Source organism: Glutamicibacter sp. PAEs-4, from assembly GCF_051161755.1.
GTDB classification, from domain to species: Bacteria; Actinomycetota; Actinomycetes; order Actinomycetales; family Micrococcaceae; genus Glutamicibacter; species Glutamicibacter nicotianae.
On sequence record NZ_CP195017.1, the window covers coordinates 1429890 to 1449436 of the forward strand.

General features: G+C 61.6%; 19 protein-coding genes and 4 tRNA genes. 12 read left to right on the forward strand and 11 right to left on the reverse strand.

Going from position 1 to position 19547, the window contains the following annotated elements; genetic code table 11:
* Positions 1-163: 163 nt before the first annotated feature.
* Positions 164-397 (reverse strand): hypothetical protein, encoded by a 234-nt coding sequence (locus ACR9WD_RS06760; protein ID WP_434923009.1) that lies wholly within the window; start codon positions 395-397, stop codon positions 164-166.
* A 108-nt stretch (positions 398-505) separates the two neighbouring features.
* On the opposite strand from ACR9WD_RS06760, the gene soxR reads away from it, so the two are divergent.
* Positions 506-991: a redox-sensitive transcriptional activator SoxR gene (gene soxR / locus ACR9WD_RS06765; RefSeq protein WP_434923010.1), complete on the forward strand. Its 486-nt coding sequence runs from the start codon at positions 506-508 to the stop codon at positions 989-991.
* Here soxR and ACR9WD_RS06770 read toward each other — a convergent pair.
* The gene (locus ACR9WD_RS06770; protein WP_434923011.1) at positions 972-1649 is read right to left on the reverse strand and encodes a response regulator; all 678 of its coding nucleotides are present in this window, start codon (positions 1647-1649) and stop codon (positions 972-974) included. The two genes, soxR and ACR9WD_RS06770, sit on opposite strands and share 20 nt — an antisense overlap.
* A gap of 13 nt (positions 1650-1662) precedes the next feature.
* On the reverse strand, positions 1663-3012 hold the full coding sequence (locus ACR9WD_RS06775) for a sensor histidine kinase (protein WP_434923012.1): 1350 nt from the start codon (positions 3010-3012) through the stop codon (positions 1663-1665).
* Between the two features lie 138 nt (positions 3013-3150).
* Here ACR9WD_RS06775 and ACR9WD_RS06780 point away from each other — a divergent pair, with 138 nt between their 5' ends.
* Entirely contained in the window at positions 3151-4077 is a 927-nt protein-coding gene (locus ACR9WD_RS06780) for an ATP-binding cassette domain-containing protein (RefSeq protein WP_434923013.1), read from the forward strand.
* Positions 4074-4841: a hypothetical protein gene (locus ACR9WD_RS06785; protein ID WP_434923014.1), complete on the forward strand. Its 768-nt coding sequence runs from the start codon at positions 4074-4076 to the stop codon at positions 4839-4841. The genes ACR9WD_RS06780 and ACR9WD_RS06785 overlap by 4 nt, the downstream gene beginning before the upstream one ends.
* A gap of 134 nt (positions 4842-4975) precedes the next feature.
* Here ACR9WD_RS06785 and ACR9WD_RS06790 read toward each other — a convergent pair whose 3' ends face one another.
* From ACR9WD_RS06790 to ACR9WD_RS06800, 3 genes are read right to left on the reverse strand one after another with little or no spacing between them, the layout of a single operon-like run.
* Complete coding sequence (locus tag ACR9WD_RS06790; protein ID WP_434923015.1) at positions 4976-5413, reverse strand: DoxX family protein; 438 nt, start codon at positions 5411-5413, stop codon at positions 4976-4978.
* Positions 5406-5828 (reverse strand): organic hydroperoxide resistance protein, encoded by a 423-nt coding sequence (locus ACR9WD_RS06795; protein WP_413456178.1) that lies wholly within the window; start codon positions 5826-5828, stop codon positions 5406-5408. The genes ACR9WD_RS06790 and ACR9WD_RS06795 overlap by 8 nt, the downstream gene beginning before the upstream one ends.
* Positions 5829-5862: 34 nt before the next feature.
* A complete protein-coding gene (locus tag ACR9WD_RS06800) occupies positions 5863-6315 on the reverse strand; it encodes a MarR family winged helix-turn-helix transcriptional regulator (RefSeq protein WP_236641100.1) in 453 nt (150 codons plus the stop codon).
* 144 nt (positions 6316-6459) lie between these two features.
* On the opposite strand from ACR9WD_RS06800, the gene ACR9WD_RS06805 reads away from it, so the two are divergent.
* The 3 genes from ACR9WD_RS06805 (at position 6460) to ACR9WD_RS06815 (ending at position 8259) form a co-directional block, all read left to right on the forward strand.
* Positions 6460-6894 carry a hypothetical protein gene (locus ACR9WD_RS06805; RefSeq protein WP_434923016.1) on the forward strand — a complete coding sequence of 145 codons (435 nt, stop codon included), beginning with the start codon at positions 6460-6462 and terminating at the stop codon, positions 6892-6894.
* Between the two features lie 93 nt (positions 6895-6987).
* Positions 6988-7590 carry a DUF305 domain-containing protein gene (locus tag ACR9WD_RS06810; RefSeq protein ID WP_066137750.1) on the forward strand — a complete coding sequence of 201 codons (603 nt, stop codon included), beginning with the start codon at positions 6988-6990 and terminating at the stop codon, positions 7588-7590.
* 33 nt (positions 7591-7623) lie between these two features.
* Positions 7624-8259, forward strand: coding sequence for a CueP family metal-binding protein (locus tag ACR9WD_RS06815; protein ID WP_434923017.1), 636 nt, complete (start codon positions 7624-7626; stop codon positions 8257-8259).
* A gap of 87 nt (positions 8260-8346) precedes the next feature.
* Here the strand turns inward: ACR9WD_RS06815 and ACR9WD_RS06820 are convergent, their stop codons facing one another.
* Together ACR9WD_RS06820 and ACR9WD_RS06825 are read right to left on the reverse strand one after the other, a co-directional pair.
* A complete protein-coding gene (locus ACR9WD_RS06820) occupies positions 8347-11736 on the reverse strand; it encodes an efflux RND transporter permease subunit (RefSeq protein WP_434923018.1) in 3390 nt (1129 codons plus the stop codon).
* A 190-nt stretch (positions 11737-11926) separates the two neighbouring features.
* Positions 11927-12514: a helix-turn-helix domain-containing protein gene (locus ACR9WD_RS06825; RefSeq protein ID WP_434923019.1), complete on the reverse strand. Its 588-nt coding sequence runs from the start codon at positions 12512-12514 to the stop codon at positions 11927-11929.
* A 262-nt stretch (positions 12515-12776) separates the two neighbouring features.
* Between ACR9WD_RS06825 and ACR9WD_RS06830 the strand changes: the two genes are divergently transcribed.
* The gene (locus ACR9WD_RS06830; protein WP_434923020.1) at positions 12777-13283 is read left to right on the forward strand and encodes an OsmC family protein; all 507 of its coding nucleotides are present in this window, start codon (positions 12777-12779) and stop codon (positions 13281-13283) included.
* Between the two features lie 77 nt (positions 13284-13360).
* Here the strand turns inward: ACR9WD_RS06830 and ACR9WD_RS06835 are convergent, their stop codons facing one another.
* The 3 genes from ACR9WD_RS06835 to ACR9WD_RS06845 all read right to left on the reverse strand — a co-directional run bounded on the left by ACR9WD_RS06835 (position 13361) and on the right by ACR9WD_RS06845 (position 17854).
* Positions 13361-14854 carry a malate:quinone oxidoreductase gene (locus ACR9WD_RS06835; RefSeq protein WP_434923194.1) on the reverse strand — a complete coding sequence of 498 codons (1494 nt, stop codon included), beginning with the start codon at positions 14852-14854 and terminating at the stop codon, positions 13361-13363.
* A 72-nt stretch (positions 14855-14926) separates the two neighbouring features.
* A complete protein-coding gene (locus ACR9WD_RS06840) occupies positions 14927-16771 on the reverse strand; it encodes an ABC transporter substrate-binding protein (protein ID WP_434923021.1) in 1845 nt (614 codons plus the stop codon).
* 150 nt (positions 16772-16921) lie between these two features.
* Positions 16922-17854, reverse strand: coding sequence for a 2-hydroxyacid dehydrogenase (locus ACR9WD_RS06845; RefSeq protein ID WP_434923022.1), 933 nt, complete (start codon positions 17852-17854; stop codon positions 16922-16924).
* 173 nt (positions 17855-18027) lie between these two features.
* On the opposite strand from ACR9WD_RS06845, the gene ACR9WD_RS06850 reads away from it, so the two are divergent.
* From ACR9WD_RS06850 to ACR9WD_RS06870, 5 genes are all read left to right on the forward strand, one after another.
* Positions 18028-18100 (forward strand) — tRNA-Lys (locus ACR9WD_RS06850).
* A gap of 49 nt (positions 18101-18149) precedes the next feature.
* Positions 18150-18222, forward strand: a tRNA-Lys gene (locus ACR9WD_RS06855).
* A 434-nt stretch (positions 18223-18656) separates the two neighbouring features.
* Positions 18657-18729: transfer RNA gene (locus tag ACR9WD_RS06860), tRNA-Lys, on the forward strand.
* A 66-nt stretch (positions 18730-18795) separates the two neighbouring features.
* Entirely contained in the window at positions 18796-19287 is a 492-nt protein-coding gene (gene bcp / locus ACR9WD_RS06865) for a thioredoxin-dependent thiol peroxidase (protein ID WP_434923023.1), read from the forward strand.
* A gap of 92 nt (positions 19288-19379) precedes the next feature.
* A tRNA-Leu gene (locus ACR9WD_RS06870) sits at positions 19380-19464 on the forward strand.
* The last annotated feature ends 83 nt before the right edge of the window (positions 19465-19547 follow it).

Below are 19547 nucleotides of genomic sequence, written 5' to 3' on the forward strand. Positions count from 1 at the left end.
CACTCCTGTTACCACGGTGCAAGCGTTTTGTCCTGCCACCAATTTATATGCGTATGCATGTAATAACAAGTTGATGCGTCAAATATTCCCGTTCCCTGCGTGGTGCGCTTGCTTGCACTTGCTTCTGCTCGTTCGCACCAGGCTTACGGCTGCCTGACGCGGATCAGCGATGCGTGGGGATGAAGCCGCCACCCCAGAAGAGGGAACTGTGCTCATGGGCCAATTCCATTGATGTTCCCTGCGGCGTGCACTGGCAATGGCGCCGGTGCTTGCGCAGCTGCCGCAAATGGCGACGCAGCTGGCGCGCGTTCAGCGGGGACGTATTCCCTGCATCAAGCTGCAGTTCCGGCAGGGGCGAGAACGGGGTGTTGCATGGGTAGATCTTGGTGGCGCTCATGTCGTGGCCTTTCGTCGTGGTTCATACGACAGCCAACAGGCTCTAGCTAACTTGAGGTCAAGGGAAAGGGGCTGAATAATTCGATTTATGACCGCCAGCGAATCCGCAATGCCAACCAGGAAAAGCCAGCTAGGCATCGGGGATCTTGCACGCCGTGCTGGAATATCAGTTGCCACGATCCGGTTCTATGAATCGCGGAACCTGATTTTCTCCACCCGGACCAGCGGGAACATGCGCCTTTTTCCCAAGCACACGCTGCGCCGGTTGGCCATTATTGCCGCGGGCCAGCGTGTGGGGCTGACCTTGGCCGAAATTGCCGACGCGTTGAGCGAGCTGCCCGAGGACCGGGCCCCTCGGCAGATCGAATGGGAACAGCTGAGCACGCACTGGAAGCGGATCATCGATCGCCGCATGCTGCAGCTCGAATCGCTGCGGGATTCGCTGGATGGATGCGTCGGTTGCGGGTGCCTGTCATTCAAGACCTGCTCGCTGGTCAATCCCGGCGACGAAGCCGCGAAGGAAGGCGAAGGGTCGCGCTGGATCCGCAAACTCGACGCGAAATTCAACGATGCGGCTACGGACTCTGCGGACTGACGATCCCGCCCTGAAAGGCAATGAGTGCGGCCTCCACGCGATTGCGCGCCCCGACCTTGTGCATGATGCTCGTCATGTGCCCCTTGACGGTTGCTTCGGTCAAGAACAGCCTGCCGGCAATTTCCGCGTTGGACATGCCCGCGCCAACCAGCGCCATGACATCATGCTCACGACTGCTCAGGGAGCTGATTCGCGACTGCGCTCGGGAGGCGGCTGAGGTGTCAATGCCACGCAGCTTGTCGATGACGCGCTTCGCGATGCGCGGCGAAAGGGCAGCGGCGCCCTCGGCGACCGCCAGCACGGCTCCGACCAGTTCCTCCGGTCCGGAGCTCTTGAGCAGGAATCCAGCCGCGCCGCCGGACATGGCGCGGTTGATGTAGTCTTCTTCGCCGAAGGTCGTCAGGATCAGTACCCGGGCCTCCGGATTCTGCTCCAGGATGGCCTCCATTGCGCTCAGGCCGTCCAGTTGCGGCATGCGGATATCCATCAGGATGACGTGCGGTTCCAGACGCTGGGACAGCTCGATGGCACGGTGGCCGTTCTCAGCCTCGCCGATGATGGTGATGCGCTGGTCGCTGCCCAAGATGGTGCCAAGGCCTGCACGAATCAGCGGGTCGTCGTCAACGAGCAAAACGGTTACGGGGGAGTCAATGTCCATGGCGGGAGCGATCCTAGGGAGCTGGGTACAGGTGGTCGGCGGAGACGAGGATATCGTCGGTGAAGCACAGCCTGAACATCTCGCTGCCCAGGTCGAGTACACCGGTTCTCGCGGCGTAGTACCGGCATTCGGCGTTGGCGGCCGGGGATGATTCCTTGATCACCGGCAAAGGCTCGTCCAGGCCCTTGGCGGTCACGAAGCGGGAAACTTCCTCGCGGCTCATCCCAGGCTGCAGCTGCTGGAAGTCTGCAGGGCTCAAGGCCGTGGCCCTGTAGGTGGCGTCCTGCAGCAAGTAGAGTCCGGCGGCGATGGCTGCGACGGCAAGAATCGGCACGGCAATCATCAGGCGCCTGCTGGTTTTCAAAACAGGCGCATGGGATACCGGTGACGGACGGTGTTGCTTGCCCACGGGAACGCGGGCCAGCAGTTCGAAACGGCCGGCTGCCTGGGTGATCTGCAGCGAACCGCCGGCGGCGTCCAAGGCCCGGCGCAACGAGGCCAATCCCGTGGCCCCGGGCCGCGGCTCCGGGAAGTCCCCGGCCAGCGAGTTCGCAATGCGGAGCACAGCGGTACTAGTGCGCGTATCCAGCTTGATGCTGACCGGCTGGTTGGGGGCATACTTGGCAGCGTTGGTCAGTGCTTCCTGCACCACCTGATTCAATAACGCCGACGCGCCATCGGCAGAAAGCGAAGAAGACTTGCCGCCGTCATGCTCATAGCTGATGCCCATGCCGTTGGCACGTGCCCGTTCGAGCAAGCGGTCGATGCTCTCAACTGCTGGATCCAACGGAGCTTGCTGATCCGGATCATGCAGCACGCCGATAATCTGGTGCAGATGGTCGATGGAAGCATCTGCCTGCTCGCGGATCCGTGAAGCCTGCGCATAGGCTTCGCTGTCTTTCGCCACGGTGACCTGCAGCCCGCTGGCCGACAGGGCCAGCAGCGCCAAATCATGCCCCAGCTGGTCATGCATCGCTTCGGCGATGCGGGCTCTCTCGCGAAGCTCGGCTTGCACCACCGCATGCTCGCGTTCCTGGGCCCGGAACAGCACCGTATTGCGCCGGGACCGCCCCATCCACCAAGGCAACAGCGTGAACAGCACCAGACCGGTCAGGATATTCAAGGCAAAGGTCAGCAAGCTGACATGCGAAGAGAAAACCAGTGTCAGCGCAGCGGCAAGCGTGCCGGCGGCGAAGGCCAGCACGCCATGGAGCAACGAGGCCACATGCCGCCCGGCCAGGAAGCTGATCCAAGCCGCACAAGGCGCCAGAAGAATCCATGCGGCATTCGTGGAAATCGGCACCAAGTACGCGCACAATGCCAGGGCAATCAGAAGCCCGAGCTGCTTCCACGAAGTAGTCATGGAACTCATGCTACGCATGATGCAGCGCAGCGAACACCGACGAAAGTCGTGCATTTCGCCCTCAGAACTGCCGACCAACCTCCGATGTGCCGGCACAGCAGAATTCCTAGGGTTGAAGCACAACCCAAGGAGCACACCATGATCACCCTGCAATCGCTGACCAAGGACTACGGGAACAACCGAGCCGTCAACGAACTGAGCTTCACCATAGAGCCCGGAACCGTCACCGGGTTCCTCGGACCCAACGGGGCCGGCAAATCCACCACCATGCGCATGATCCTCGGACTGGACGCGCCAACCAGCGGGAGGTCGCTGATCAACGGGGTGGGCTATGAACAACTGCACTATCCCATGCGCACCGTGGGAGCGCACATCACAGGTACCGCCGGCCACCCCGGACATACGCCTCGTACGCACCTGAAAGCCCTCGCGCAATCCAACCAGATCCCGGCCAGCCGCATCGATGAAGTCCTGGCCCATGCCGGACTTGAATCGGTAGCGGCACAACGCATCGGCGGTTTCTCGCTGGGCATGCGCCAACGCCTGGGCATCGCCGCCGCTCTGCTCGGCGACCCGCAGATCCTCATCCTGGACGAGCCAATGAACGGACTGGATGCCGAAGGCATCGCCTGGATCCGCCAGCTCATGAAGAACCGGGCCGCGCAGGGAGGAACGGTTTTCGTTTCCAGCCACCTCATGAGCGAAGTGCAGCAGGTTGCAGACCAGCTGGTCCTCATCGGACGCGGAGAACTGATCACCCAGGCACCTACCGAGGAGCTCATCAGGGGTTTCGCCCGGCAAGTGGTTACAGTCCGCTCGCCGCAAGCTTCGGCGCTCGCCGGAGCCTTGGCCGGCCACGGTGCTGAAGTCACTGAGGGTGGCGGAAACCGTCTGGAAATTTCCGGGCTTTCCCTGGCGGAAGTCGGCGCCATCGCGTTCAGCAACGGTTTCGAACTGCACGAGTTGAGCCAGGCACGCGGATCACTTGAATCGGCCTATGACCAATTGACACGAGACACTGTGGAATTCACTTCAAGCACGGCAGGAACGGTGATGGGCAAATGAGCTCGCCAGCAATCAACCAAGCAACGTCCGGTTTGTCAGCCCCAGCGCTGATGGCCGCAACCCGAGCGGAAACCACCAAGTTCTTTGGCCTGCGATCCCTGACCGGGTTGTTGCTGACCGGAATCATGGCAACCATCGCGTTGAGCTGGGTCCTGGGCATCAGCGCGAAAGCCAGCGGCGACAACGGCTTCGACACGGCGATGCCAGCCCCGTTGCTGGCCTTTGCAACCTTGCAATTCGGCCAGCTGTTCTTCGCGGCGGCATCAGCGCTGCACATCACCAACGAGTACTCCAGTGGAACCATCGCCAGCTCCTTGCAGGCTGTCCCGCGACGCGGCGTATTCCTCGGGGCCAAAGCGCTGCTGTTGATTGCGGTGAATTTCTTGGCCGGTGTTGTGATGATCTCGCTGGTCACCATTCCCACAGCGCTGAGCGCAGGGGAGTACGGCACATTCAGTTTCTCGGACCTGGTGTCCGCGGCACTGGGAGCCGGAACCTACCTGGGCTTGCTGAGCTTGATGGTTCTTGGATTGGGTTTGCTCTGCCGCAATTCTGCGGGAACCATCGTCTGCGCCATCATGCTGGTCATCGGGTTGCCGCAGATTCTGCAGCTGATCCCCATTGAGTGGATCCAAGAAGTGATCCAGTATTTGCCAACCAACGCGGCGACGTTCATGGTGACCGGAGCCAGCGAACCGTACGGGCCTTTGGTGGCCTTGATGGTCCTGATTGCGTGGAGCGTTGCTTTGCTCGGCGCCGGATGAATCAGCTTGAAACGTCGGGATGCCTAGCCATGGGCGGGCGCCAGGCCGCCGGCCAGCGAATTTGCGCAGGCAGTGCACGGCGGGGCATCCGGCGTGATGCCCGAAACTCCCGCCGTGCGCATGCCGCCGCTTTTCTAGGCCTTGGACCGCAGCTGGGCCCGGTCGCGCCATGCTGCGGTGCTCCACAGTGCGAGCGCTATCAGCGCCGGCTGGAAGAAGAGCCGGGCCAGTCGTTTCGCGTCGGTGTCCAAGCCGAACGCATCGCGTCCCTCCTGCCACTGGGCTAAATTGCCGGGGAACACCGCGACGAAGAAGAGCGCGGCGATCCACCCCACGGCTACCCGCTTCCTGAGCAGCGCGAGCAAGGAAAGTCCCAGGCCGATTTCGGCGACACCGGAAAGGATGACCGTCAGATCCGGATCCAGCGGGACGAAGTCCGGGACCTGGGAGCGAAATTCCTCGCGGGCAAAGGTCAGATGGCTGACCCCGGCGAAGCCGAGAAATGAGCCGAGCGCTATCCGCGCTCCGTGCCGGGCGAAGCCCAGTGGCTTCCCCTCCCAGGAGCTAGTCATCGCTGACGCTGACCAGGACATCGATGTTGCCGCGGGTGGCATTGGAGTAGGGGCAGACTTGGTGAGCCGCATCGGCCAGTTCCTGGGCCAGTGCGGGTTCCAGGCCGGGAATGATGACTTCCAGCTCTACCGACAACTTGAATCCGTTCTCCCCGTCGCGGTTCAGGTGGACACGGCCGCCGACGCTGGAGTCGTCAATTTTTACCTTGCGGCCGCGCGCGACCAGATTTAATGCCGAGTGGAAGCAAGCGGCGTAGCCAGCGGCGAACAGCTGTTCCGGGTTGGTCCCGGCGCCCGAACCGCCTAGTTCTGCCGGGGAGGCCAAAACCAGGTCGAGCTTGCCGTCGGGGGTCTGGACGCGCCCTTCGCGGCCTTGGCCGGTGGACAGGGACTCTGCGGTGTACAGGGTTTCCATGGAATTGCCTTTCGTTGATGGTAAAAGCTCGCAGCTATTTTCCGGAGGATCCCTCCGGAGCAGGGATTTCCTGCATGGAAGTGGTGATGCGGTGCAGGGTTGCCAGCAGCGCTTTGGCGCTTTGCATATCCGGCAGTCCGGTACCGCAAGCAATCTGCGCCGGTATGTGCGCCAAGTCCTTGCGCAAGGATGTTCCAGCGGGAGTCAAGCTGACGTTGACGACGCGGCTGTCCTGGCCATCGCGGCGGCGTTCAATAAAGCCCTTCTGCTCCAGCCGGCGAAGTAGCGGAGACAGGGTCCCGGAGTCCAGCTGGAGCATTTCGCCGATCTCGCGCACCGGCTTATCGCCTTCGGTCCACAGTGAAACGAGCACCAAGTACTGGGTGTAGGTCAGCTGCCACGGGGCGAGCAGTTCGGTATATGCGCGAGTGGTTGCCCGGCTTGCCGAGTAGAGGGAGAAGCACACCATATCGTCAACTATTGCCATGGAATAATGATTGCACACAATTCAATTGTGCACAACTTAAATATTAATGGTTTATCCGAGCTTGGAGCTGCAATCAACGCAGAACGGGGATTCGGACGTGGACGCGCTTCGCGTCCGTGAGCTGCCGTCGCTAAGCTGGGATCCATGAGCATCGGAAAACACCCGGCGAAGGCCAGCGGGCGCAACTGCCCCCGCCTGGCGGTCGTCCGCTCGCTGTTCCTGATCAGCGCGGTGCTTCTCGGCTTGTTCTCGATGCATGTGATGAACCATGGAGCCCAGGCGCAGTCCTTGGCCCCGGTGGCCCATGCACATCCGGCAGACGCCGAGCCCACGCCACATGCGCCGCCAGCCGACGCGGGTGGCTCGGAGCAGGGCTGCGCCGACTGTCCGATGGACCATGGCATGGCCGCCGCGGGTTGCGTGTTGGCGCTGCTGGCCATGCTGCTGTTCTTGCGGCCGCCGCATACCGTAGCCGTGCTCCCGACGGCGTTCCCGCAGACGTTGCGCGCGGCATCGGCGCTGCCTGGTATCGGGCCGGAAAAACCTGATCTGGTTGCCTTGGGGATCTGCCGAACGTGAGGGCTTGGCCGGTCCACGCACCGGCCTCCGGCTGGTTCCGGCGCCGCCGCAGGCGGGCGCCGTTCACGTTCGATATCCACCAGGAGAATTACCATGAACAAGCAGATCCTCATTTGCAGCGCCCTCGTGCTGGGCGCAACGCTCGCCCTCGCCGGATGCGCGGGGGAATCATCAAGTACCCCGGCGCCGAGCGCCTCAGCGTCCGATTCGCATGCCGGCCATTCCATGGACCAGTCAGCGTCAGCCAACGATGCCGATATGGCTTTTGCTTCGGGCATGAAGGTGCACCATGAACAGGCGATCGAGATGTCCGAGATGATCTTGGGCAAGAAAGACATCCCGCAGGAGGTCACAGCCTTGGCCGAGCGCATCAAGGCAGCCCAGGCGCCGGAGATCGAGCGAATGGATGGATGGCTGGACGAGTGGGACATGCCAGAAGGCATGGACCACGGCAGCATGGAGCACGATGGCATGGTTCCGGAAGACGGGATCAAGGCACTGCAGGAAGCTTCCGGAAAGGAAGCGGCGCAGCTGTTCCTCGAGCAGATGATCATGCATCACGAAGGTGCGGTGGACATGGCCGAGTCGGAGCTGGAGGACGGCCAGGATGCCGAGGCCAAGGAATTGGCTGGGCAGATCATCGACTCGCAAACCACTGAAATCGACGAGATGAAGCAGCTGCTGGCCGGCCTGTAAACGGTGCTGCGAACCAGGAAGATGGGATATCACTTGACTCAACGAATTTCGCCCCCTTGCACTGCACGCTGGAAGGCGGCGGCAACTGGCGCTGGAACCGTCCTGGCACTGGCCCTCCTCGCAGGGTGCAGTGCCGGGCAGCCAGCAAGCCAGTCTGCCACGACGGCGATCGACGCCGAGCACGCAGGGCAGTTCCTTGCCGAACTGGGACTGGAGGGGTTGGACGCCAAGCAGGTCATCGACCAGCTCGATCGCTTGCCGAAGGACCAACGGCCTCAGAACTTCACCGCCCAGGTGAAGCCAACGCAGCTGGTGCTGGCCGATGAATCGGGACGCACCGCGAACCTGCCGCTGCCCGAAGACCAGTACTACCTCTCAGCCGCACCCTACGTGGACCAGACGCACAGCTGCCATTTCCATAGCCTCACCACCTGCGTGGGGCAGCTGCAAGGCGTGGAAATGAAGGTCAAGGCAGTCAACTCGGATACCGGTGAAGTATTGGTGGACAAGGACATGGAATCCTTCGACAACGGATTTATCGGCCTGTGGGTTCCGCGGGGAATTACGGTGGACCTGGAGTTCACGTACCAGGGAAAGACCGCGCAAACCACGGTATCCACCGCCGGGGATGAGAACGCGACCTGCCTGACCGAGCTGCAGCTTGTGTAGCACCAGCTGTCGTTGGCTCCGCGATAACGGCATCGGGCCTGCAACCACCGTTGTGGTTGCAGGCCCGATTTCTATCGATGCTGAAAGCTAGCCGTCAGTCTTGGGCGGCGTCTGCTTCATCATCTCTTCGAACGCTCGGCGTTCCTTGCGCGAGACCGGAATCTGTCCGGTCAACGGGTTGACGACCTGATCGGCCGGCGCCGCCGGCTTCTCATTCCTGCCGGCCTCGGCTGGTTTCGGCTGTTCCTTGCCCTTGTCCGTGACTCCGGCCTTGTCTCCGGCCTTGTCTTCAGACTTTGACTTGCCATCGGCTGCCGGTGCAGCCTCCGGCGCGATCTTGGCGCTGGCGCTGTCCATCGCACGGCTCAGGTCCTGGGCCGCGGTGTGCTGCTGCGCCGAATGCTTGCGCGCGGAGCGGGCCTTGGCGTTCTTCTCCTTGCGGGACTCGACCAGGCGGTAGAGCACCGGCACCAGGATCAGCGTGAGCAAGGTGGAGGACACCAGGCCGCCGATGACCACCACAGCCAGCGGCTGGGAGATGAAGCCCGACTGGCCGGTCAGGCCCAGGCCCATCGGCACCAGCGCGAAGATGGTCGCCAGCGCGGTCATCAAAATCGGGCGCAGGCGCTGGCGGGCGCCGTGCATGATGGCATCTTCCAGCGCCATGGCAGGGCGCTCGGGCGTATCCTCGCGGTACTGGTTGATCAGGTCGATCAGCACAATCGCGTTGGTCACCACGATGCCCACCAGCATCAGCATGCCGATCAGCGACGGCAGGCCCAGCGGGATGCCGGAGATCAGCAGCAGGCCGATCGCGCCGGTGGCGGCGAAGGGAATCGAGACCAGCAGGATCAGCGGCTGGATCAGGGACTTGAACGTGGCCACCATGATCACGTAGACAATCGCGATGGCCGCCAGCAACGCCAGGTACAGCTGGTTGAAGGACTCGGCCTGCTCGGTGGCCGCGCCGCCGATTTCGGCTGTGGCGCCCTCGGGCAGCTGCACCGACTCCAGGCGCTCGGTGACGTTCTTGGACACATCCCCGAGCATGTTCTCCGCAGGGGCCAGGGTGACGGTGGCGATCCGCTCGCCGTTGGAGGTGGTGACCTGCTGGACCACCTTGGCGCGTTCCACGGTGGCCAGGTCCTGCAGTTCCTTGACGCCGGCGGCGGTCGGGATCTCCAGCTCGCGCAGCTTGTCAAGGCTGTCCAGGTCCATGCCCTCGCCGATCTGCACCGTCATGTCGGTGTAGTCCAGGCGCAGCGTACCTGCAGGAACAGGGGAGACCTGGGAGGCGACCATGCCCGCCAGCTGGGTTTCGGTCAACCCGGCCTCGGCGGCCTTGGTGGCATCGATATCGATGGAGACCTGCTCGCGTTCGGCCGAGAGGTTATCGGAGATTTCGGTGACGTGCGCGGTGCCTTCCAGCGCCTCGCGCGTCGCGGTGGTCGCCTCGCGAAGGATTCCCTCATCCGGGGCCTTGATCTCGACGGTGACATCGCTGGACATCATGGCCGAGGAGTTCGAGCCGAAGCTCAGATCCAGGTCCTTGGGCAGGTCCAGTGCCTCGACCTGCTCGCGCACCGTGTTCTTCAGCGCTTCCTGGTCCGCATCGGGATCGGTGATCACGGTGAAGCTGGCGGTGTCCGAGCCCGAGGAGAACATGGCCGCCATGCCGCTGGCGGTGCCCACGGTCAGCTGGACATCTTCGATGCCGTCGATGTCCGCGAGCTTGGATTCGATCTTCGCCGCTTCCTTCTCGGTGGTTTCCATGGCCGTGCCCGACGGCATTTCGGCGGTGATGGAGATCGAGTTCTCGCCTGTGGAACCCAGCAGGTTGGTGTTCAGCAGCGGGGTCATCGCCACGGTGCCGGCAAGCACCAGCACGGAGGCGAGCAGCGTGATGACCGGGTGCTTCTGGGTCTTCTTCAGCACCGGGATGTAGGCGCGCTGCAGCCAGGACTTGTCTTCGGCCACGTGCACGGTGTGGGTTTCGCCGCTGCCCGGGCGGTGCGGCAGGAACCAGTACGCCAGCACCGGGACGATGGTCAGCGAGACCAGCAGCGAGGCCAGCAGCGCGATGGTCATGGTCAGCGCGAACGGGCTGAACAGCTCGCCGGCCATGCCGCCCACCAGGGCGATCGGCAGGAACACCGCCACGGTGGTCAGGGTCGCCGCGGTAATGGCGCCGGCAACTTCCTTGACCGCCAGCAAGATGGCCTGCGCCTTGGATTCTCCGTGGGCCAGATGGCGCTTGATGTTCTCGATGACCACAATCGAGTCGTCCACCACTCGTCCGATGGAAATGGTCAAAGCGCCCAGGGTCAGCATGTTCAGCGTGTACCCGAAAACGTTCATCCCGATGAAGGTCGCCATCAGCGACAGCGGGATGGAGATTGCGGTGACCAGGGTGGAGCGTACCGAGAAGAGGAACACCAGGATGATGATCACGGCGAAGCCCAGGCCCAGCGCGCCTTCCAGTGCCAGGTGCTTGATCGAGTCCTCGATGAACGGCGCCTGGTCGAAGATCGTGGTCATGGTGGCCTTGTGGCCCAGCTCCGCTTCCAGCTCGGCGAGCATCGCGGTGATGGCATGCGAGATGGCTACGGTGTCGCCATCCGGGGTCTTGGTGACCTGGATGGACAGGGTTTCCTCGCCGTTGGTGCGGGTGATGCTGGTGGCCTCGTCGGCCTGCACCGAGACCTCGGCGACGTCCTTGAGCAGCACCGGACCGTTGTCGGTGACCAGCGGGATGTCCTTGATGGCGTCCAGGGTATCCGGGGTGGACCCGGCAATCACCGGAAGCTCCAGTCCGTCGACGTCCATGTTGCCGATGGGCATGGGGGAGCCGGCGTTCTCGATGCCGTCCTTCAGGTCCGCGACGGACAGCCCGGCCTCGCGCATCTGGCTGTCCTTCGGGATCACCGCAATGTGCTGGGAGGAGCCGCCGGAGACCGAGGCCTCGCGCACGCCGTCGATCTTCTGCAGCTTGGGCAGGGTGATGCGCTCCACGTCGTCGTTGAGCGCTTCCAGCGACTGGTCCGAGGAGACCGCCAGGACCAGCACCGGGAAATCGGCGATGGAACCGGCGAAGGCGGTCGGCTCCACATCCTCGGGCAGCTGGGACTTGGAGTTGGCAATGGCCCGTTCCACCTGGGTGCGGGCGCGGTCCATGTCTGTGCCGTATTCGAAGGTCAAGCCGATGCGGGTGAAGCCGGTCTGCGAGGTGGCGGTGGAGGATTCCAGGCCCTCGACAGCCTGCAGCGCGGTTTCCAGCGGTTCGGCGACCTGTTCGTCGATCACCTCGGGGCTGGAACCCATTTGGGTTGCCATGACCGAGATCTGCGGGAATTCCAGTTCCGGGATCAGCTCCTGCTTGAGTGATCCCATGGAAATCACGCCGAAAACGGCGGCGAAAACCGTGATGAGCGCAATGAGCGCCCGGTTCTTCAATGACAAGATGGCCAAGCGCTGCATGCGGGTGCGGTCCTCGTTGTGTCGCAGTGGGAAGGGCTTATAACCAACTTTAGTTGGTTGCCATTGCACAACGGTCACCGAGAGATGTTAAGCACGCAAAAATCATCCGAATGGACTACCCGGCAGCTGCCTGTGGCGGCTGGTAGTTAGATGAGCAGTTTGCGAATCTGATCTCACGTGCAGTCTTTGCTCACTCCATCACCAGCGAATTATCCTTGAGGAAAATATTGAAATCAGCGAACGCCTTCGGGGTGCGCTTTATCGTCAATTCCTTGAACGCCTCGCTCATGCTCCGGGTATCGGCACCTGGAAACCACGGATTCTGCAGTTTCACTCCCCACCGGGGCTTCCGCGCAGAAACGCCATCAAGCGCAATCCGCGCGCCCGCTGCCAGCAAGGCATCGAATCGTTCGCTCCCGGTAGATTTGGGCTTCTTCAGGTGCTCCGGTTTCATCATTTTCAATTGCTTCAATGAATCCATTGCGATTCTTAGAGCGAATTCGTTGTCGCCGGAAGACAGCTCGTGGGCAATATCGCGGGCTGCCTCGTCGAGTATCAACTGAGGAGTCGGAAGTGGGGCAGCCCAGTGGATATCCAAGGCATTGGCAACTCGCAACGAAGCGCCGAGCTCAGCCGTCTCTTTGCCTGATTCAAGATCTACGATGAACTTTCGTGATTGCCCGGTTTTGCTTGCGAGCTCCTGTTGGCTCAAGCCGTTTTGAATCCGGGCGCCACGGATTGCTCGACCCAGATCATGTGCAGTACTAATCGTTCCCATTCCTGCATTATGGCACCGTTCGCATACTAAATGTAGATATCCAAGTCGTACTTCGGAATCGACTCTTGATGTCGAGGCGCTAGATCGTCGAACCTACGATGCCACTGGATTTGGCGATGCATACTGTGAGCGAAGCAGAGTACTTCAGGCAACTAACCCGGCGCGAAGAACCTGCCGATCGTCCGGCTCTTTTGTGCGGAATCGCGCGCATACTCGATCTACGGGATAGTCCCGCGGAACTTCGCAGAGGGGCAGGGCAGCCATGGATCGGGATACTCTACGCCGCGTGCAGCGGCCATTGAAGCAGCTGTACCGCGAGCAGCCGGATGCTGGAAGCATCGTGCTGGAGGCCAGCGGAACGCTCGGAGAAGAAGGGCTGTCCTGCTCGGTGCACACCGGCCAAGCCCTGGTGGACGCCGGCCTGCACCCGTCCACCGGCGGGGACGGGACATTGGCCTGCTCGGGGGACATGCTCCTGCAGGCGCTGGTGGCCTGTGCCGGTGTCACCTTGGCCGCGGTGGCGATCAACCGCTCGCTGAGCGTGAGCGGCAGCGTCCATGCGAGCGGCGTGCTGGATGTGCGCGGCACCTTGGGATTGGATCCCGACGCCGCGGTGGGGTTCAGCTCGATCAAGCTGTCCTTCGAGCTGCAGACCGAGGCCAGCGAGCAGGAAGTGGCGCAGCTGATCGAGGCCACCGAAAAGTATTGCGTGGTGCTCCAGACCTTGGAATCCCCGCTGGACATCGAGGTCGCCGCGTCGGTGCAATAACCCGCGGTACTGCTTAGCCCGGATATGCGAAGAACCGCCCACCAATGCTGGTGGACGGTTCTCGTGGTGCCAAGTGGCTACAGTCCCAGGGACTTGTCGGTAGCTGCCTTGACCTCTGCGTAGAGTGCCGGGTTCTCGTTCAGCTTCTGGCCGTAGGAAGGAATCATGTCCTTCAGCTTCGACTCCCAGCCAGCGAACTGCTTAGGGAAGCAGCGCGAGAGCAGGCCGATCATGATCGGGGTAGCGGTCGAAGCGCCTGGCGAAGCGCCGAGCAGGCCGGAGATCGAGCCGTCCGAGGAGGTGATGACCTCGGTGCCGAACTGCAGCACGCCGCCCTTCTTGGCATCCTTCTTGATGACCTGGACGCGCTGGCCAGCGGTGATCAATTCCCACTTGGAGCCATCCGCCTGAGGGAAGTACTCTGCCAGCGACTCGTCCTTCTTGGCGCGCGACTTGAGAACTTCCTTGATCAGGTAGGTGGTCAGATCCAGGTTGTCCTTGCCCACGGCCAGCATCGGGATGATGTTGTGCGGACGCAGGGACAGTGGAAGATCCAGCTGGCCGGTGGACTTCAGGAAGTTCATCGAGAAGCCGGCGTACGGGCCGAACATCAGCGAGCGCTTGCCGTCGACAAAGCGGGTGTCCAGGTGCGGCACCGACATTGGAGGTGCGCCCACGGAAGCCTGGCCGTAGACCTTGGCATGGTGCTGGTCGATGACGGTCTCGTCGGTGCAACGCAGGAACTGCCCGGAGACCGGGAATCCGCCGAAGCCCTTGATCTCGTCGATGCCTGCCTTCTGCAGCAGTGGCAGTGCTCCGCCGCCCGCGCCGACGAACACGAACTTGGCCTTGACGTTCTTCACTGCGCCCGAAGCGTTGTCCTTGACGGTCAGCTCCCAGCCGGCGCCCGAACGCTTGAGGCCCTTGACCTTGTGGCCGTAGTTCACCGAGGCGCCGGCGGCGCTCAGCGAGTCGGTCAACTCGCGGGTCAGCCGGCCGAAATCGACGTCGGTGCCGGAGACGACGCGGGACGCGGCGACCTTCTGCGAGGCGTCGCGGCCCTGGGCAACCAGCGGGGTCCACTCGTTGATGGTGTCCAGGTCGTTGGTGATTTCCAGTTCGTCGAACAGGGCGTTCGGCTTCAGCGCCTCGTAGCGCGTCTGCAGGTACTTGGAGTGCTCCTCGCCGATGACGAAGGACATGTGCGGCAGGGCGTTGATGAAGCTGTTGTCAGCTACGCGCTTGTTCTCCACGGCCCACGAGAAGAACTGGCGGGACACCTGGAACTGCTCGTTGATGCCGATGGCCTTGGCCGGATCGACCGAGCCGTCAGCCTTGGCAGCGGTGTAGTTCAGCTCGCACAGTGCCGAGTGGCCGGTGCCTGCGTTGTTCCAAGGGGAGGAGGATTCCTGCCCGGCCTTGTCCAGGTTCTCGAAAAGACCAATGGACCAGGTTGGCTCCAGCTGGTTGATCATGGTGCCAAGGGTGGCACTCATGATGCCGGCACCGATTAGTACTACGTCAAAAGATTCGGTTGACGTTTCAGAAGGCACGAGGATCTCCATCGACAGTGATACTTTGCTCTCTCCCAGAGTAGACCCATATCCCCGGGGGCCAGAAATCGTTAACTGGGTTAACGGTCGCTAACTTGAGATGGACGGTGAATTTGTCATCTGCACATCCGCGTAGCACTCATTGAGCATTGGCGATGGCGGATAGAAGGTGACGTTCCCGTTAAACGCCAGCGCAGAGATCGGAAAGACCAAGGGGAGCGCGGGCAGATCGGTGTTCAGGGTCTTGAGGATATCGGCATAGGCGGCGGTCCGCTCCTCGCCAAATGGGACGGAACGGGCCAGCATGACCTGTGAGTCAAGTAACGCCGAGGTGTAGCCGAACTCATTCTCCTTGGAAGCCAGGATGCCCGAAAGGAAGTCGTCGGCGGAACGGTAGCCGCCGGAGAAGCCCAGCAGGTGCAGCCCATTGAAGTCCTTGGACTGCACGGTCTGCACATAGCCGTCGGTCCAGGCGATCGGCTTGGGCTTGATGCGGATCCCCACCGCGGCGAGGTCGTCGGCGATCTGCGCGAAGGTGCGTTCGGGCAACGGCAGGTAGTTGCGCGAGACCCGCAGCGGATAGGCGCATTCGATTTCTTCACCGTCGTAGCCCAGCTCGTCCAGCAACGCCTTGGCCTTCGTGGCGTCGTGGTTGGGGGTTTCTTCCGGAGCCGGAATGCTCAGCGCGGGAGGCAGCAGGGTGGAAGCATGCTTGGATCCTTGCAGGAACAGCTTCTCGGCCAGCGAGCTGCGGTTGATCGCATGGGCGATGGCCAGGCGGAAATCCGGCTTGGCCAGCCACTTGTTGCGCTGGTCCATGCCAAGGTAGAGCACCGAGAAGGGGTCGCGCTGGACGACCACCTTGGCATTGCGCACCAGGGTGCGCATGATGTCCACCGACACCATGTCGAAGCCGTCGATTTCATCGGCCAGCAGCGCGCCTTCGCGGTTGTAGGGCGAAGGAACTGCGGAGATCAGCGCGACTTCAGGATGCCCGGTGTTATTGTCCAGGCGCGCCTGGTTCCAGTAGTCCTTGAAGATCTCCAGGCGCACCACGCCGTTGCCATTGGAGACGAAGGTGTAGGGCCCGGTACCTACCGGGTGGGTGGACAGCGACTGGGCAGGATTCTGCTTTGGTCCGCCGGTCAACGCGCTGGGTGCGGCGATGGCCATGCCCGGCAAGGTGAGCGCGTCGACCAGCCCTGGCAGCCTGCGGCGCAGGTTCAAGGTGACCACGTACTCGCCGGTGGCCTCGACGGACGCGAAATAGCTTGCCGAACCCGCGGAGGATTTGCCGTCAAAGAGCTTCGTCTCGAACTGCTTGGACAACTCTTCGAGCTGCTCGGTGCGCGACTGCTGGGTGGCCAGCTCTTCTTCGGTAGCCTCGCCAGTGCTCTTGAAGGTCTTCTCAAGTTCCTTGGCGGTGGGCAGCTTGGGGATGTCGCTATCGATGTGGAAGATGTTCGCGAAACCCTGGCTGGAGGCGGTGCGCAGCTGCGGCGACAAGTTCTCCCAGCGGTTGAAGTTGGCGACCACTGCCTTTGCGGTCAATTCGGTGCCGTCATGGAAGAGCACGCCCTGGCGCAGGGTAAAGGTGTAGCGCAGGCCGTCGGGACTTTCGGTCCAGGACTCGGCCAGGCCGGCTACGGTGCTGCCGGTATCCGGATCGATGTCGACCAGTGTTTCGTAAACCTGGCGGGTGATCCGGAAGGATTCGTTATCGCCGACGATGGCTGGATCGAGCTTGACCGGGGGAGCGGCTGCCGCCAAGCGCAGGGTCCGCGGAACAGGCGTCGCGCTGGCGGAGGCCGAGGGCGAAGCGGAGGCAGCGGGCCCGGAATTGCCGGTGCAGGCGGTCAGCGCCAGTGCGGTTGTCGCCAATGTACCGGTCAGCAATGCGCGTCGTGATACGGGTTTCGGTGGCAATTCGGGCACGGGGATGGCTCATCTTCCTTCGGCAGGCGGTACTGCTTTGCGCAGGGAACAAGCAGGGAGCAATGCGCAAAGGTATTTATCAAAGATAGCGCACCACATCCACTGCTCCGGGAGCCAAAACTCCCGGAGCCGTCAACTGTCACTAAATTGTTAGCTGCGGTGCACGAGGTTCTCGCCGTCGTTGCCCGCCGCCCAGGCCTGCACCTGCTTCTTGAGCAGCTTCACCATGCGCGGGAAGAACGCCTTGGTGTTCCCGCCATTGTGCGGAATGACCAACGCATTGGGGTGCTGCCACAGGGGATGGCCGGCAGGCAGCGGTTCCGGGTCGAAGACATCTGATGCCATGTTCAAGCGGCCCGAGGCGACTTCCGCCACGATGGCGTCGGTGTCCACCACCGGACCGCGGGCCACGTTGATGACCGTCGCGCCGTCAGGAAGCTTGGCCAGCAATTGCGCATCCACCAGGTGGCGGGTGGAATCATTGAGCGGCACGATCAGGATCAGCACCTCGATTTCCGGCGCCCGAGCCGCCAGCTCGGAGGTTGCGAAGACCTCGCCGTGCTCATCGGTGCGGGCGGTCGATCCGAAGCGCAAGAGATCGACTTCAAAAGGCTCCAGGCGCTTGCGGATCTCCTCGCCGATGCCGCCCACGCCAACCAAGCCCACGGTACGGTCAGCTAACCCGGGCCATTGCTGGGGATTCCATCGGCCCTGCTGCTGATCGCGCACCGATTGCGGAAAGCCTCGCAAGGAGGCGATGGCCAGTCCCAGTGCCATCTCGGCGGTAGCCGCCGCGTGGACGCCGGCCGCTGTATTGATATCGGCGCGGTCGCCGATCAGGTCGATCATTCCATCAAAACCGGTTGTTTGCGTCTGGACCACCTTGACATTAGGCGCCTTGCGGACGTTCTTCAGCGTCTGGGGATTCGCCATGTAGGGAAGGATGGCAATGTCGATGTCCTCCAGCGGGGTCTCGGGGTCGTTCTCCAAGTCCCAGAGCACTGCCTTGAGATTTTCCGGGATCGGTCCGACCGCATCAATCAGTTCTTGGGTGGGGAATGAAATCCTTCGTTGGGTGCTCATGGAATCACTGTACAAACCCCTTCCGCTCTTTGGTAGTAACACCTAGTCATCTCCTGTAATGAAGGTCACCGCGGAATGCTGGCAATCGAATTTGCGCTGAGGGAAATTGCTGGTAAAGTTTTATCTCGTTGCGAAAGCGCGAAGCCCGAAAAGCTTCTAGAACATCGCAGCGGGCGCCTCTAGCTCAATTGGCAGAGCAAATGACTCTTAATCATTAGGTTCCGGGTTCAAGTCCCGGGGGGCGCACGAACAATTTGTTCGGTTCACCAGGCAACTTGTTTATATAAATCAATACGCGCCTTTAGCTCAATTGGTAGAGCAAATGACTCTTAATCATTAGGTTCCGGGTTCGAGTCCCGGAGGGCGCACAAAACAAAGGTCAGGCTTCGGTCTGGCCTTTTTTGGTGACCATGCGCGATTCTGCGCTTCCGGTCATGGCGCCAGGCCGAAATTTACCGGCCGCGGGGCTTGTCCGCTGGCAATGCCGGGGCGGATCAGCGTTTCGACTCGTGCCCATTTGCGGCTCGCGGCGCAGCGACCGCGATGGCGAACTTCTAGCGGGTGGTCGGCGTTATGGAATATGTAACTACGGTGCGCGATGGCAATGGGCATTGCCGAAGTGAAAACTTGTGTGTGTTTTAGATTACTTCGCCATCGGCGTAGTCGTGATAACATGAACCTGACTTGGATGTTTATCTTTGCGGACTGGATGCTGGGCGATTTTCGCTTTTGCGCCATTTCTGCCTATGATTGTCTACGTCGCAATGACGGGTTCTGAAAAAGAACTAGTCAGAGCGAGGAAGCGCCTTTAGCTCAATTGGTAGAGCAAATGACTCTTAATCATTAGGTTCCGGGTTCGAGTCCCGGAGGGCGCACAGTAGATCCGATCTGATTCATCAGGTCGGATTTTTTGTATACCGCAAAGAAAAGAGGATCAGCTCATGAGTACCCCCGCAACGGCTAACCGCCTGTCCGTCGGCGACCAGGCCCCTGATTTCACCTTGCAGGACGCTGCCGGCAATTCCGTCTCCTTGTCCGATTACCGTGGCAAGAAGACCATTGTGTACTTCTATCCAGCGGCATCCACCCCTGGCTGCACCAAGCAGGCGTGCGACTTCCGTGATTCGCTCGAATCATTGAAGGGCCTGGGCTATGCAGTTCTGGGCATCTCCCCGGACAAGACCGCAAAGCTTGAAAAGTTCGTTGCCAACGAAGAACTGAATTTCCCGCTGCTTTCCGATGAAGATCACGCGGTGGCTGAAGCCTATGGTGCTTGGGGAGAAAAGAAGAATTACGGCAAGGTCTACGAAGGCCTGATCCGCTCCACGATCGTGGTCGATGAAGAGGGTAATGTTGCGCTCGCGCAGTACAACGTGCGTGCCACCGGACATGTGGCAAAGCTGCGCCGTGACTTGGGGATTGATCCGAAGTAACAGCTGCCCTTGACTGATTTCATATCAGGCCCAAGTTCCGCTACACTAAGTGAGGTCGCCTTCAGGGAAACGGTGTTTCCGGTGTAGCGCTAGCGAGTATGGCGGAATTGGTAGACGCGCTGGATTTAGGTTCCAGTGTCTTCGGACGTGAGAGTTCAAGTCTCTCTACTCGCACCAACAAAACCCTGCGGTCTGATTCCATCGGCCGCAGGGTTTTCTGCATGCATCCATCACGCACGGCGTAAGATCCAATTAGGCAC